Annotated in this window: 11 protein-coding genes and 1 pseudogene; 6 read left to right on the forward strand and 6 right to left on the reverse strand. The window is 42.4% G+C overall.

From position 1 onward, the window contains the following. Nucleotides 1-23: 23 nt before the first annotated feature. The gene (mutS, locus tag BM329_RS00455; RefSeq protein WP_092547470.1) at nucleotides 24-2585 is read right to left on the reverse strand and encodes a DNA mismatch repair protein MutS; all 2562 of its coding nucleotides are present in this window, start codon (nucleotides 2583-2585) and stop codon (nucleotides 24-26) included. A 751-nt stretch (nucleotides 2586-3336) separates the two neighbouring features. Between mutS and BM329_RS00460 the strand changes: the two genes are divergently transcribed. From BM329_RS00460 to yjiA, 3 genes are all read left to right on the forward strand, one after another. Next, complete coding sequence (locus BM329_RS00460; protein WP_092547332.1) at nucleotides 3337-5490, forward strand: carbon starvation CstA family protein; 2154 nt, start codon at nucleotides 3337-3339, stop codon at nucleotides 5488-5490. Between the two features lie 157 nt (nucleotides 5491-5647). After that, nucleotides 5648-5851, forward strand: coding sequence for a YbdD/YjiX family protein (locus tag BM329_RS00465; RefSeq protein ID WP_092513662.1), 204 nt, complete (start codon nucleotides 5648-5650; stop codon nucleotides 5849-5851). Nucleotides 5852-5908: 57 nt separating this feature from the next. After that, nucleotides 5909-6871, forward strand: coding sequence for a GTPase (gene yjiA, locus BM329_RS00470; protein ID WP_092547334.1), 963 nt, complete (start codon nucleotides 5909-5911; stop codon nucleotides 6869-6871). A 353-nt stretch (nucleotides 6872-7224) separates the two neighbouring features. Here the strand turns inward: yjiA and BM329_RS00475 are convergent. The 4 genes and pseudogenes from BM329_RS00475 to BM329_RS00490 form a co-directional block, all read right to left on the reverse strand. Beyond that, a pseudogene (locus tag BM329_RS00475) lies at nucleotides 7225-7791 on the reverse strand (tyrosine-type DNA invertase); the annotation flags it as partial. Nucleotides 7792-8749: 958 nt separating this feature from the next. Then, complete coding sequence (locus BM329_RS00480; protein ID WP_092547338.1) at nucleotides 8750-10075, reverse strand: SLC5/6 family protein; 1326 nt, start codon at nucleotides 10073-10075, stop codon at nucleotides 8750-8752. Nucleotides 10076-10437: 362 nt separating this feature from the next. After that, nucleotides 10438-11778 (reverse strand): MATE family efflux transporter, encoded by a 1341-nt coding sequence (locus BM329_RS00485; RefSeq protein WP_092547340.1) that lies wholly within the window; start codon nucleotides 11776-11778, stop codon nucleotides 10438-10440. 216 nt (nucleotides 11779-11994) lie between these two features. Beyond that, the gene (locus tag BM329_RS00490) at nucleotides 11995-12342 is read right to left on the reverse strand and encodes a YacC family pilotin-like protein (protein WP_092547342.1); all 348 of its coding nucleotides are present in this window, start codon (nucleotides 12340-12342) and stop codon (nucleotides 11995-11997) included. 399 nt (nucleotides 12343-12741) lie between these two features. Between BM329_RS00490 and hpt the strand changes: the two genes are divergently transcribed. Then, nucleotides 12742-13281: a hypoxanthine phosphoribosyltransferase gene (hpt, locus tag BM329_RS00495; protein ID WP_092547344.1), complete on the forward strand. Its 540-nt coding sequence runs from the start codon at nucleotides 12742-12744 to the stop codon at nucleotides 13279-13281. Between the two features lie 144 nt (nucleotides 13282-13425). On the opposite strand, the gene can is transcribed toward hpt, so the two are convergent. Beyond that, the gene (can, locus tag BM329_RS00500; RefSeq protein WP_092547346.1) at nucleotides 13426-14079 is read right to left on the reverse strand and encodes a carbonate dehydratase; all 654 of its coding nucleotides are present in this window, start codon (nucleotides 14077-14079) and stop codon (nucleotides 13426-13428) included. Nucleotides 14080-14260: 181 nt separating this feature from the next. Here can and BM329_RS00505 point away from each other — a divergent pair, with 181 nt between their 5' ends. Together BM329_RS00505 and BM329_RS00510 are read left to right on the forward strand one after the other, a co-directional pair. Then, nucleotides 14261-15187, forward strand: a complete 927-nt coding sequence (locus tag BM329_RS00505; RefSeq protein WP_092547348.1) for an ABC transporter ATP-binding protein — start codon at nucleotides 14261-14263, stop codon at nucleotides 15185-15187. Next, nucleotides 15184-15954 (forward strand): ABC transporter permease, encoded by a 771-nt coding sequence (locus tag BM329_RS00510; protein WP_092547350.1) that lies wholly within the window; start codon nucleotides 15184-15186, stop codon nucleotides 15952-15954. The genes BM329_RS00505 and BM329_RS00510 overlap by 4 nt, the downstream gene beginning before the upstream one ends. Nucleotides 15955-16015: the final 61 nt, after the last annotated feature.

Below are 16015 nucleotides of genomic sequence, written 5' to 3' on the forward strand. Positions count from 1 at the left end.
ATCCCTTGCTATGCCTTCCAAGGCTACACCATATCCTTCAGACGATAAATCCATTCCAGTGCCTGACGTGGGGTTAGTGTATCTGGATTCAGGTTTTCCAATGCTTCAACTGCCGGAGATGTATCTTCTGCCAGCAAGGTTAATTGTGGTGTATCGACATGGTTTGCCGTTGCATGATTGGAGAGTGATTCCAGCTCTTTTAGTTTCTGCCGCGCGCGCTTAATCACATCACGGGGAACACCTGCCAAAGAAGCTACTGCCAGTCCATAACTTTTGCTGGCAGCACCTTCTTGTACACTGTGCATGAAAGCAATTGTGTCACCATGCTCAACGGCATCCAGATGAATATTGACGACGCCTTCCAGTTTTTCCGGCAACATTGTCAGTTCAAAATAGTGGGTCGCAAACAGAGTCATTGCCTTGATGCGGTTAGACAGACTTTCGGCACAAGCCCAGGCAAGCGATAAGCCATCATAAGTTGAAGTACCACGCCCGATCTCATCCATCAGAACCAGACTGTATTCGGTAGCGTTGTGCAAAATATTGGCGGTTTCAGTCATCTCCACCATAAACGTAGAACGGCCTGATGCCAGATCATCGGAAGCGCCCACACGGGTGAAGATACGATCTACCGGGCCGATAACCGCTTTCTCGGCTGGTACAAAACTCCCGATATATGTCAGTAACGTAATTAAAGCTGCCTGACGCATATAAGTACTTTTACCCCCCATATTTGGCCCCGTGATGATAAGCAAGCGACGTTGTGACGCGAGCATCAATGGGTTAGAAATAAAGGGTTCACTCAACACTTGTTCAACAACGGGGTGACGACCGCCAGTGATTTGAATACCGACTTTATCTGTCAGGGTTGGGCAGGTGTAATTCAGGGTTTCTGCGCGTTCGGCAAGGTTTGACAGCACATCGAGTTCTGCCAGCGCTTCAGCACTGGTTTGTAATTCGGCCAGATGCGGCAGTAACAAATCAAACAGTTCTTCATACAGGGCTTTCTCAATAGCAAGCGCTTTGCCTTTGGAGGTCAGAACCTTATCTTCATATTCCTTTAACTCAGGAATAATATAGCGTTCTGCATTTTTCAGTGTTTGACGGCGGACATAATGCATTGGCACTAAATGACTTTGTCCGCGGCTGACTTGGATATAGTAACCATGTATGGCATTGAAGCCGACTTTCAAAGTATCAATGCCAAGTTTTTCACGCTCGCGGATCTCCAGTCGATCCAGATAATCGGTGGCACCATCTGCCAGTGCCCGCCACTCATCCAGCTCAGCATTATAGCCAGTAGCAATCACGCCCCCGTCACGCACCAGAACAGGCGGTGTTTCGACAACTGCTTTTTCCAATAGCACCTGTAACTCATCAAAATTCCCCACGCGTTGCTGTAGCGCCTGAATATAAGGGGACTCAGAGGACTCCATGATTTGGTGAATATCTGGCAATTGCTGGAAAGAGTGACGCATTCTGGCCAGATCACGGGGACGGGCCGAACGGAGTGCAAGACGGGCGAGTACACGCTCTAAGTCACCAACTTGACGCAAAAACGGCTGCAATTCATAACCAATATCTTGTAATGCAGAAATGGCTTGCTGGCGATTTTCCAGTATATCTTTATTGCGAATTGGCGTATGCAACCAACGTTTTAGCATACGGCTGCCCATCGGAGTCACACACTGATCGAGTACAGATGCCAGAGTATTTTCGATGCCGCCTGATAGATTTTGCGTCAATTCCAGATTACGGCGGGTTGCGGCATCCATAATGACTGTTTCCTGCGGACGCTCCATCGTAATACTGCGGATATGGGGCAGGCTGGTGCGCTGGGTGTCTTTTACATATTGCAGTAAACAGCCAGCTGCACGCAGGGCAAGCGTCGCTTTTTCCACGCCAAAGCCAATCAGGTCACGAGTACCAAACTGTAAATTCAGTTGCTGTCTTGCCGTATCCAGTTCAAATTCCCACATTGGGCGTCGACGCAGCCCATGACAGCGTTCAATCAGCGTCATATGACCAAACGTTTCGGGATAGAGCAGTTCTGCGGGACGGGTACGTTGCAATTCTGCGGCAATAGTATCTTGGTCAGCCATTTCGGAAATCTGGAAGCGACCAGAAGTGATATCCAGAGTCGCATAACCAAAACCTTGATTATCATGCCAGATAGCAGCCAGAAGATTATCCTGTCGCTCCTGTAGCAAGGCTTCATCAGTTACTGTGCCGGGTGTTACAATACGGACAACTTTACGTTCAACAGGGCCTTTACTGCTGGCAGGATCTCCGACCTGTTCACAGATCGCCGCCGATTCACCCAGCTGTACCAACTTTGCCAAATAGTTTTCAATCGCATGATAAGGAACGCCCGCCATAGGAATGGGCTGACCTGCCGATTGCCCACGTTTGGTTAGGGAAATATCCAATAACTTCGCGGCCTTTTTGGCATCGTCATAGAATAACTCATAAAAATCCCCCATTCGATAAAACAGCAGGATATCCGGGTGCTGTGCTTTCAGGCGCAGATACTGCTGCATCATGGGAGTATGGCTATCTAAATCCTTTGCTGGTGATCCTTTCATATTGATTTGATTCAATTTTACTATTCCTGTTGACTCCGTTGGGCCATCAATGCTCAGTCAACCCATCTAAATGACAAAACTTAAATATATACCCGTCGTCTTTCAAGTTGCAGCTTTGTTGGCTGCGCTCACTCACCCCAGTCACATAGTTAGCTATGCTCCTGGGGATTAATGAAAGGCTCCTGCCTTTCACCGGAGGCCAGCCTTTGGCTGGGCAAATTCGTTCCCGACGAATTTGTCATTCCCTTGCCGTCGCGCTGCATCTTGAAATCCATTGGGTATAATCAGCTAAGGATGGCACACTAATAAATCTCATCCTGGGCGAAAACACTATCTTATCACTGACGAATTCTTTGGCAATCAGTACAGTAAATGAAACTCAATTGAATAACAGTATCATTTCACTGGCTAAAAAAGTGGGATTTGAAACTTACTGGCTTTCTAACCAAGGATTGATCCCGGTTTATAGACAGTGAGTTATCTCACAAAATCTGATTCGTTTTTCCTCAGCAAGAACCACTGCAAGAACCACTAATAGAAGGATTCTGACCGTTTAATAGAGTATTCAACCGCTGGCTCAGATCCTTTCTATAATTGCAGGGAGAGTTTTATATCATGGTGCAATGTGGCGAGGAGTATATGCCCTTCATGGGGATGGCTTCCTTCCGGCTATCAGATAGTCGGTTTATGGAAAAGGAAGTAAAAATTAAATGATGACTTGCTGTTCGTCTTACCTTGGAAAGGAAGTGTTATGAACAATAATAAATTGTTAAAACATATCCCCTGGATGATATTGGGGATAATTGGCGCATTTTGTCTTGGCGTTGTTGCGCTCCGTCGGGGGGAACACGTTAGTGCCTTATGGATCATTGTTGCTTCCGTAGCGGTTTATTTGGTTGCTTATCGGTATTACAGCCTTTATATCGCAACCAAAGTGATGAAGCTGGATGCCACACGGGCAACCCCTGCTGTCGTTAATAATGATGGATTGAACTACGTTCCCACCAATAAAAATGTCTTGTTTGGTCATCACTTTGCAGCCATTGCAGGTGCGGGGCCGTTGGTAGGGCCTGTATTGGCGGCACAGGTGGGATATCTGCCGGGAACCTTGTGGCTATTGGCTGGCGTGGTGCTTGCCGGCGCGGTACAGGACTTTATGGTGCTGTTTATCTCTTCCCGCCGCAATGGTGCATCATTGGGTGAGATCATCAAAGAAGAAATGGGGCGTGTACCGGGTACAATAGCCTTGTTTGGCTGCTTCTTAATTATGATCATCATTTTGGCAGTGCTGGCCTTGATTGTCGTGAAAGCATTAGCGGAAAGCCCATGGGGCGTATTTACCGTTTGCTCAACGGTACCGATCGCGCTTTTCATGGGGATCTACATGCGATATATCCGTCCGGGGCGTGTGGGTGAAGTCTCCGTGATTGGCATTATCATGCTGGTTGCTGCTATTTGGTTTGGTGGTGTTGTTGCGGCTGACCCTTATTGGGGGCCTGCGCTGACTTTCAAAGATACTACCATTACTTATGCGTTGATTGGTTATGCGTTTATCTCTGCATTGTTGCCAGTATGGTTAATTTTGGCACCGCGTGACTATCTGGCGACGTTCCTGAAAATTGGGGTGATTGTTGGCCTTGCGATCGGGATTGTTATCCTGAACCCTGAGCTGAAAATGCCTGCCGTAACACAATACATTGATGGTACAGGGCCAGTCTGGAAAGGCACACTGTTCCCATTCCTGTTCATTACCATTGCCTGCGGTGCGGTATCTGGTTTCCATGCTCTGATTTCTTCGGGAACGACACCTAAATTGCTGGCAAACGAAAAAGATGCACGTTTCATTGGTTATGGTGCGATGTTGATGGAATCATTTGTTGCGATCATGGCATTGATTGCTGCATCTATCATCGAGCCGGGTCTGTACTTTGCCATGAATACACCTCCGGCAGCGTTGGGTATCACCATGCCTGATCTGCATAATTTGGGCACAGCAGAAGCTCCGATGATCATGGAATCTTTGAAAGAAGTAACAACCCATGCGGCAGCGACTGTAAGTTCTTGGGGTTTTGTTATTTCACCTGAGCAAATTCTGCAAACGGCAAAAGACATTGGTGAACCCTCTGTTCTGAACCGTGCAGGAGGCGCACCAACTTTGGCGGTGGGTATCGCACACGTCTTCCACCAGATTATCCCGGCAGCGGATATGGGATTCTGGTATCACTTTGGTATTCTGTTTGAAGCGCTGTTTATTCTGACAGCTCTGGATGCAGGTACACGTTCTGGTCGTTTCATGTTGCAGGATCTTTTGGGTAACTTTGTACCATTCCTGAAAAAAACTGATTCCCTGATTGCCGGTATTATCGGTACCGCAGGTTGTGTGGGGCTTTGGGGGTACTTGCTGTATCAAGGTGTCGTTGATCCATTGGGCGGCGTTAAGAGCCTGTGGCCTCTGTTTGGTATCTCTAACCAGATGTTGGCAGCCGTTGCGCTGGTGTTGGGAACTGTTGTACTGATCAAGATGAAACGCACTAAATACATTTGGGTAACTGTGATCCCTGCGGTCTGGCTGCTGATTTGTACAACATGGGCATTGGGGCTGAAATTATTCAGCGATGACCCACGGCTCGAAGGTTTCTTATTTCTGGCGAAGGAGTATAAGCAACGGATTGCAGAAGGTGGCGCAGAATTGACTGCTCAGCAAATCAGTAACATGAACCATATTGTTGTGAACAACTATACTAATGCGGGCTTAAGTATCCTGTTCTTTGTGGTAGTGTATAGCATCATTATTTATGGTATCAAAACTGCGATAAAAGCGAGTAAAAATCCAGAGCGCACTGATAACGAAACTCCTTATATTCCCATTCCAGAAGGTGGAGTAAAAGTTTCTTCTGCGCACTGATTTGATACTTAAGTTGATTCTGACCAAGTGAATCAGTAATAGTTATACCTAATGAGTTTCGGGTTGCAGCCAACAAAGCTACAGTTTGAAAGACGAAGGGTATGTACCCCGCATAATCAGCTTTGTATTATGTGGGGTATTTTTTTGGAGAGTGATTATGTTTGGTAATCTTGGCCGGGCTGGCAAATATTTGGGGCAGGCTGCCCGCATGTTGGTGGGCGTCCCTGATTACGACACTTATGTACAGCATATGAAGGAAAATCATCCTGATCAACCTTATATGACCTATGAGGAATTTTTCCGTGAACGTCAGAATGCCCGCTATGGCGGTGATGGGAAGGGGGGTATGCGCTGTTGTTAATAAACACGGATAGTGCCATGAACAAAAAGAAAAACGAATAACCAGTGGGAAACTACAATGCAACCAATATCAGTTACAATCCTGACCGGTTTTTTGGGTTCAGGCAAAACGACGCTACTGCGTCATATTCTCAATGCCAATCATGGTTATAAAATCGCCGTTATTGAAAATGAATTTGGTGAAGTTCCTATCGATAATGAGTTGATTGGCAATCGAGCAACCCAGATCAAAACATTAAGCAATGGGTGTATTTGTTGTAGTCGTTCAAGTGAATTGGAAGATGCCCTGCTGGATTTACTGGATAGCATGGATAAAGGGCAAATCTACTTTGACCGTCTGATGATTGAATGTACCGGTATGGCTGATCCCGGCCCGATTACCCAAACTTTTTTTTCCCATGAAGTACTGTGCCAGCGTTTTTTATTGGATGGAGTTATCACATTGGTGGATGCAGCCCATGCAGAACAACAATTAGATCGCTTCTCCATTACGCAAGCTCAGGTAGGATACGCCGACAGGGTTATTCTGACGAAAACAGATATTGCTCCAGCCCATGATGCCTTAATTGAACGTTTGCAGAGAATCAACGCCAGAGCACCTATTCATAAAGTCATTCAAGGTGATGCAGATCTAAACATACTGTTCGATATTGAAGGCTTCATACTGAATGATAAGCTGACTGTTTCGACACCGGTATACCGATTTGTACCTGAACAGCAAAACATTATTCGGTCAATTATTGTTAACTTGCCTAACCCAGTTGAGTTATCCGACATTTCGGACTTGATGGAAGAGTTGTTACTGAGCTTCGCGGACAATTTACTGCGTTACAAAGGCATACTTGCCATCAAAGATGAGTCTCGCCGATTACTGTTCCAGGGGGTGCAACGCCTGTATAGTGCAGATTGGGACAGGGAATGGCGTACTGATGAAGTCCGTGAGAGTGTATTGGTTTTTATTGGCATGGAGCTGCCTGAACAGAAAATTCGTGAAAAATTTGCGGAGTTGTTTGTAGAATAATGATGTGTAGATCATTGATTACCAAATTATAATTGCTCATTTTTTATTCATTTATTGAGCAGTGAAATAGCCTGTATAAATTCGCTGCTCGTGTTTAAATAGAAACTTATATTATATATTCTAGTTATTAGGTTTAATTTTATGTAAAAATCCAACGGGTATTTTAACAAATATAAAGCAATAAAAATAAAACCTATCCATAAACTAAATTTATCATAAGTATAAAATACTGACTCACGTTAGGTCATGGTGAAATAGTCTATTGTATCCACCTGCAATCTCCACAGAGTAATAAGTGGAGATTGTTGCAATAACAAGTCATGTTAGTAAAAGAAGTAGAGAAAAATAAATATTTATTTAGATTGAGTCTCCCAAATTCTGGAGAAACGCTTCACATTACTGGCGGTGTAAATCACAGTATGTGAAATGTTGCGATGCCCAAGATAATCCTGAATCAAACGTGTATCCCGCCCGAGATCTGCTAATGCATAGCCACAAGCATGTCTTAACATATGAGGATGTGGAGAGACACTGACTGAAGCCTTTTTTCCATAACGTTTTAGTAATCCATAAACTTGCTGCCGTGAAACTGGCCCGGATTTTTGCGAGAGGAATACCCAAGGAGAATCCGCTTCCCGCCATTTTTGGCGAATATTAAGCCATTTCTTTAATGCTTCAATTTCTTCTGGAATCAAAGGATGTGTGGTTGAAAGACCACCTTTTAATCGTCTGATATGAATAATCGCTGAGTTTAGATCGAGATCAGATAAACGCAGATTACACAGCTCACTTACCCTAAATCCATGAATAAAACACATTAATAGCATGCAGTAGTCCCTTTCTGCGTGACGCCCTTGTTTTGTTTCTGCCAAAATTGCGTCTATTTCGTATCGGGTTAAAAATTTACGTTGCTTCATGAAATTATCATTCCTATGACATCAAATTAGATTAATTGTAAATAGCAAGGTATTTAAACCAACTGAATACAATAATCCATCAGTGTTCTTTGAATATGATTGGCAAAATACCAGATTAATTTAATTGAAATACTGCAAATAAAAATTTGCTGCTTCTGTTTGTCATTATTTTAAAATGAACATACTAATTAAGTTTGTATAAATGCGTGATATGTAATCCTTGATGTACAGAATGGGACAATCATAAATATAATTCCACATAAAAAAACTTATCTATTGAACTTTACAACTAATTGTTCAGGTTGATTTTGTTTTTAGTTTTTTATTCTCTAAAAGTTCCTTTTAGGTGTATTGAGTTTGTATTTTTACTGCATTTAGCTAAAAAAGTAAATGATTTATCTAAGTTGTTTAGATAACACGCTACATTTGATTGAAAGATATCTTTCTTATATTGTTTTTAGTGTAATATTTTAGTTTTCAATCATTAAATGGGTTTTTATTCTAAATGCCATGAGGTGAACGCATAATCAAAGAAAGAGTCTTAGGTAATTTAAGAGAAATGCTGGAAAATGGATTATCGTAAGGTGCTTAATTTAAGTTAAATTTGTATCGTTTTTTTATTGAATTAACCAAGTTTAATTCAATAGATTACTGCCATGATTAATTAAATATAATTTCATTATTATAATGATTATTTGTTGAATTAAGTGTTGCAGAATATGGCAGGGATAAGGCCAAAAAATCCACAAACAGAAAATTTTTTGGCCTTATCAGATTACTTCAGTAAAAATTACCTTGTGCACCGTAATTTCGATGATTTGTATATCAGTTTATTGCACGGATAAAATGACTCCACAACCGTGTGTTCTGTTTCTGAATCACATAAATAAACCTTAATAAAAAACTGATCGTAATTGGTTTTTTCAGACATTTACCTTCTTATATATGAAGCTGTCCTGTATCAGGAAAAGGCCAGAAAAGGGGAGATGCATAATAAGATCCCGGTAAAGATGATCAAGATGAGTGATACCCCTTTGTAGTGATGAAGACCAGGGATTTTGTAGACCAAATAGGTAGGAATTAGGCAGCCAACGATGCCAAATATTGGGCTACAAATGGAAGTAAAGCTCAACACTGGCGCATTCAGGATAATGGCACACCATGCCAACAAGATGGCAAAAATCATGATGCCTTTTTGCACCCATTTTTCATTGATTTTTTCGACAGGCATCAGGCGGCTAAGAATATTCATGACGATGCCCTGACTGGCCTCGCGGAAACCGAGATAAACACCAAAGAAAGCTGTCATCACAGCGAAGATATTAAGCATGACACTAACGCCAATGACCCAGCCATCAGGAAAGAATTGAGCCGCAATCGCCAGTGCAGAAATATTTTGCTCATAGGCTTTGAGGGCTTCATCATGCCCCATTGCCAGCGTAAAAGAGACTGCATAGAAAAACACGGTACAAAACAGGACACCAAAGGCAATATTCATCGCTCTCAGTGCTTTGTGGCGGGCAACTTCGCGATTTTGTTCACGATTGCGATAAGAAATCACCATCGGACTTAACGTTTGAATGAACAGAATGGAGGTAAGTGTAAAAGGTAATGTAATAATGGCTTGTTTTATCAATAGCCCGAGAGGGGGGAATGCCCCGATATTATATAAATGCCACATGCCTGTCATGGATAATCCCAATGATGCGACAACAAATAATTTTGTCATCACCATCAGGCTGGATATCTTGAACAGTAATTGTTCACCTCGAGAGGAAATAGCGACTAAAACACAGATTAACACCAACCCATAAAATGGATTTTTAGACATTAATTCATCGGTAACGCCAAATGTTTGCAGATAAGACGCACTATCATTAGTTATGGCGATGGAATAAACAAACATCCAGATCACCAGCATAACAAAATAGAGCACTCCCAATAAAATGCCCCAATTTTTACCGAGATACCCACTGATAACACTGGGATAATCCTTGCATTCCGGTGACTCTGCGAGGGTGTTGATGAAAAGTCGCTGAAAAAGATACATGGAGGGGTAACCAATAACGGAAGAGAGCAGGAAAACCCACAATCCCATCAACCCAACCTGGACAGGCAGGAAAACAATTCCAGCCCCGATAGCCATGCCAATACTCATGATGACCCAGCCCATATCGATACGATCGAATAGTATCGCTTTTCTCCATTCGTCTTCTGTCAAATTGGCTCGTTTGGCAGCCAGAGATAAGCGGGGGGTGACATCATTGTTTTTTTTTGCTGTTTTCATAATAGCTCTTGTTTACATCTTTGGTGTTGTAATAGGTATTGAATAGATACAGGGAGAAATACAGCACGTAAACGCTCAATAACCATTTTTTTAGTAATGAAATTATCGTGTGTTGATAGGAAATATGCTGAGGAGAAAAAATTCCCCTCACCATTCCATCTGATACGACTTTTGAGAGAACAACCTCTTCAATAACGAAGAACTACCTCCTGGATGATATCGTCATAATCAAAATAAGGTATCGAAAGAGGAATCGGAAAGACAATATCAGCCAGGGCTGGAATAGTCATCAGTAAGCCCCCTTTTAGGGGGCAGTGTCAAAACCATCTGCTATGCAGGTGGATTTTACTATGGTGTTTAAATCAAACATCCAATCGCTTGGTTTGCCATTTTTTAGATTTCCAGCGCCAGGCGTTAACTAATCCTCGAATCCATTCATCGCAGAAAAATCCGATCCAGATCCCCAAGATTCCCATGCCCATCGTAATTCCGAGAAAATAACCGACAGGAATAGAGATACCCCACATAAAAATCATCGCGGTATAGAGTGGGAAACGGGCATCGCCAGAAGCACGCAAGGCATTGACCATCACAATATTGAAAGTACGCCCCGGCTCCAGAAAGACGGAAAGCAGGAACAGTGGCAGCAGAAGCTCGATAATCTTCCTGTCTTCCGTCATGATCTCAAGGAGAGGCTCCCTGAAAATCCAGAACGCCAGAACAACACCAACGGTAACAATAACACCTATCCGCAGGCTTTTTAGTCCTCTAATATAAGCATCCTCGAAGCGTTTTGCTCCGACAAGGTGACCAACCATAATTTCATTGCCGATACTGGTTGAAATACCAAACAGCATAATAAACAGCGATAGCTGAAAATATAGCGTTTGCGCTGCCAGAGAAGTTTCTCCCATCAAACCGATAAATGCCTGTGCAGTCATATATTGCAGTATCCACACCAGGTTTTCACCAGCGGCAGGCAAACCGATATGCAGGATTTTGTTCAGTATATTTCTAGACCAGTATATAAGCAATTTGAACTCTAGTTTGATTCCCAGGCCGTAGAACAGTAACCCGCAAAGTAAAATAACCGCAACAGTACGACCAAATACCGTAGACCATGCCACGCCTTCCAGCCCATATTGAGGTAATCCGAAGAATCCATATAGAACGATTATATTGCCGACAATAGTGAGCAAGTTGGCAATTAACGTGACATACATGGCTGTTTTTGACTTGCCATAAACCCGTAAACAGGCCGCCAGAATAATCGAAATAGCTTCAGGTATCAGGCAGATACCGAGAATATGCAAATACGCGAATCCATCTTCTCTCAGATTTTCCGGCAGATTCATGATATGCAGGATCTTATAACCGAAAAAAACCGTGATCAGCGCACAACTGAAACCCAGCACAAAATTAAACGCAATGGAAATATGAATTGCCTGACTGGCTTTATCACGTTTTCCTGAGCCCAGATATTGTGCAATGACAACACTGCAACCCACGCTAATAAAGTTGAAAATAGTAATAAAGAGATCAAAAACATGATTACCTACACCCATTGCAGCGAGATAAGAAGAAGAAATATGGCTGACCATATATGTATTGATCAATAACGTCGCCATATGCAGAAAGATATCAATGAAAATTGGCCAGCTTAATGAAAAAAGCGAGCGATCAACAACATCAGACTGATGCATTGTGAAAACCTATTATTAGAAGTGAAATTAATGGTCTTTTTGCGGTGTGACATACCCAGAAAGTGTAGATGATTCTACAGGGTTTAGTAATGAGTTGAAATGATCGGGAAATAGATATTTGGGGAAAATATGCCTTAGAGGGAACATGGGATGCTGAAGTTGTCGAAGCACTGGCGGAAAAACTTCCTGCATGAAATGAATGCCCTTAAAAGGGAACTATTTTACATAGGCGAGTAGACTAAGAGAATGCCGTGCAAGTGAACGACATTTAACCTCATGGGGCAGATTTATTCCTTTCAAGTCGTTGTATCCTGATTGATTCAGTTTCTCCATTAACTGGCCATCATAATTACTGAGATCCAGCTTGTTACGTTGGGCAAAATAGATAATTGTGCGTCTGATCTCACGATCTGGGATTTGGCTATAGCCACAGTCATATTTCAGGTACATATAGACCGCCGTCAGATCCGCTAGATCTTCAGCTTCATTTTCGGTTAGGGCATGTGCGGGTTGCGCGAAACCAAACAAAACCAGAATGTATGTGAGTAAGGCAATTTTTTGCATAATTTCTATTATACCCGTCGTCTTTCAAGTTGCAGCTTTGTTGGCTGCGCTCACTCACCCCCAGTCACATAGTTAGCTATGCTCCTGGGGGTTCATTCCCTTGCCGTCGTGCTGCATCTTGAAATCCATTGGGTATATACTGATTTTCTACTGTTTTGCCTAAATTAACATATTAATATCTCAGTTAGCTAAGCTTTATTTCCTTAGTTTTGGGAAAATTACCATTTTTTATGTCATTAAAAAATTTAACGGTGCATTAATGAATGGGGTTTGTTCTGATAGCATAGAATGTTATTTTATGCGTTTGATGAGCTTATGGTATTGAGCGGTGTGTAAATAATTACATATATTTATGATTTAATTTGTAATTATTCAAAAATAAATCAACTGGTTATCTTGATGAAGAAACATATTGTAGAAGTTATGATCTCCGAACAGGAGATTAAGCAGCGTATTGCTGAGCTGGGACAACAAATTACAGAACACTATCGCAATAGCGATCGTGAACTCGTTCTGGTTGGCCTGTTGAGGGGATCGTTTATCTTTATGGCAGATTTATGCCGTGAAATACAGGTTCCTCACGAAGTGGATTTTATGACTGCATCCAGCTATGGCAATGAGATGAGTTCTACCCGCGATGTGAAAATCCTCAAAGATTTGGATGAAGATATTCGTGGTAAAGATGTGTTGATTGTTGAAGATATTATCGATTCAGGCAATACACTGAAAAAAATCCGTGAGATTTTGAAACTGCGTGGGCCAAACTCACTGGCAATTTGTACTTTGCTGAATAAACCATCCCGTCGTGAAGTCGATGTTCCAGTTGAGTGGGTTGGTTATTCGATTGAAGATAAGTTTGTAATCGGTTACGGTATTGATTATGCACAGCATTACCGTCATCTGCCTTATATTGGGCACGTTACTCTGCTGGAAGATTGATTTTGTAGTAGAAGGTAGAAGACATCATTTTTAAAGTGGTGAGCAAATGGCAGCGGAGAGCTGCCATCTGTTTTTTAAACTAACCTACTATTCCATAACCAAGGGATTTTGAATTGCAACCTGAAAGATGAAGGGTACAGGTTGTCATTTGATTTGAGAAAGTTTGGAAATAGCCTGACGGTAATTGAGCTCCAGTTTTTCACGGCTGTCAGCTGTAATATCCAGATCATGCAGCTCGCCATCTTTTAAACCATATACCCACCCGTGAATCATTACCTTCTGCCCACGTTTCCACGCAGATTGCATAATGGTTGAGTGACCGAGGTTATAAACTTGTTCAATCACATTTAATTCGCACAAGCGATTCAATCGTTCGTTGGGTGATAGTTCACCAAGCATAGAGCTATGCTTGTACCATAAATCACGAATGTGAAGCAGCCAGTTATTGATTAAACCTAATTCAGTGCCATTCACAGCAGCTTCAATTCCACCGCAGCCATAGTGACCACAAATAATGATGTGTTCAACCTGTAAAGCATCAACAGCATATTGTACAACTGATAAGCAGTTTAAATCGGTATGGATAACCAGATTAGCGACATTTCGGTGAACAAAAAGATCACCAGGTGCGGCATCTATCAATTTTTCAGCAGGAACTCGGCTATCAGAACAGCCTATCCATAGAAAATGAGGTTTTTGTACTTTTGATAATTCCTTAAAAAAATGAGGATTTTCTTTATTTACGGATTGTGACCACTGTTTGTTCCTGGCAAACAAATCTTCAATTTTTCTCATCATAACTAATAGCCTGGCAACGGTTTTGAGATAGAATCATATACAACATTAATTGAGAATTTAATATTTAATTGAAGAATGTTTTTTATTTGATCCCTGTCATTGCAAAGAAATACAGGAAAAATAATGGCATAATTTCCATCTTACACTCAAAAATAGTAAAGAATAAAGGTGTCTTTTACTTATGGTTTATGCACTGGAATTAACGCAGCTCACGAAGACCTATGAAGGGGGGGTGAAAGCACTGCGGGGAATTGATTTGCGTGTCGAAGAGGGAGATTTCTACGCGCTCTTGGGGCCAAATGGCGCTGGGAAATCCACCACAATTGGTATTATCAGTTCATTGGTTAATAAGAGCAGCGGTCAGGCCAAAGTATTTGGCTACGATATTGATACAAATCTCGTTAATGCCAAACGGCAACTTGGTCTTGTTCCACAAGAATTTAATTTCAATCCATTCGAGACAGTGATTCAAATTGTACTGAATCAGGCGGGATATTATGGCGTTCCGCGTCATGTGGCGCAGGATCGGGCTAAAACTTATCTTACTCAACTGGATTTATGGGAGAAGCGTAACGTACGGGCCATCCGTTTGTCTGGCGGCATGAAACGGCGCCTGATGATTGCCCGTGCTCTTATGCACCAACCGAAGTTGCTGATCCTTGATGAACCTACGGCGGGGGTCGATATCGAACTGCGCAGATCTATGTGGGAGTATTTGAAAGATCTGAATGCGCAGGGAACTACTATTATTCTGACGACTCATTATCTGGAAGAAGCCGAAATGCTGTGCCGAAATATCGGCATTATTCAGCATGGTGAATTGGTCGAGAATACCAGCATGAAAGATCTGCTCAGCCAACTCGAAGTGGAGACATTCTTGTTCGATTTAGCAGAGAAAGGAGCAATACCTGTCATTGAAGGTTACGATTATCGTCTGGTCGATACCGCAACACTGGAAGTGGATGTAAAACGTGAGCAGGGGTTGAATGATATTTTCTCCCAACTGAATACGCAGGGTATTCAAATCAGCAGTATGCGTAATAAGGTGAACCGCCTGGAAGAACTGTTTGTTGGTTTGACCAATAATAATCAAGGAGAGAGATCATGATCCAACTGTATTGGGTGGCCCTGAAAACCATCTGGATTAAAGAAGTCACCCGCTTTGGGCGTATCTGGGTACAGACATTGTTGCCGCCTGTGATCACCATGTCCCTTTATTTTGTCATCTTCGGTAATTTGGTTGGTTCCCGGATTGGTGAAATGGGTGGGGTTGATTATATGCAGTTTATTGTGCCAGGGTTGATTATGATGTCAGTGATCACCAACTCCTACTCAAATGTCTCTTCTTCGTTCTTTGGTGCTAAGTTTCAGCGCAGTATTGAAGAAGTGCTGGTTGCGCCGGTTCCAACCCATATTATTATTGTTGGGTTTGTTGGTGGCGGAGTGGCGCGTGGTATTTTTGTTGGAATATTGGTGACACTGGTTTCTCTATTGTTTATACCACTACAGATGCATTCATGGGGAATGGTTGTCATTACCTTGTTGGCAACATCCATTCTATTTTCGTTGGCTGGGTTGTTAAATGCTATTTTTGCGAAGACCTTCGATGATATCAGCATTATCCCCACCTTTGTTCTGACTCCTCTGACTTACTTGGGTGGTGTATTTTATTCACTTACACTGTTGCCTGCCTTTTGGCAGGTTGTATCGAAGCTGAACCCGATAGTCTATATGGTCAGTGGCTTTCGTTATGGTTTTCTCGGTATTGCTGATGTTTCACTGGGGATGACGTTAGGCATGCTGGGTGCATTTATTATCGGATTCTATGGGTTGGCTTGGTATTTAATTGAATCTGGCCGGGGTTTGAGAACTTAACAATAAAAATGTAATATTCCGTCCACCCCAGTCACATAGTTAGCTATTTGACTGGGAATTA

The organism is Xenorhabdus koppenhoeferi, assembly GCF_900116635.1.
In the GTDB taxonomy this organism is placed as follows: Bacteria; Pseudomonadota; Gammaproteobacteria; order Enterobacterales; family Enterobacteriaceae; genus Xenorhabdus; species Xenorhabdus koppenhoeferi.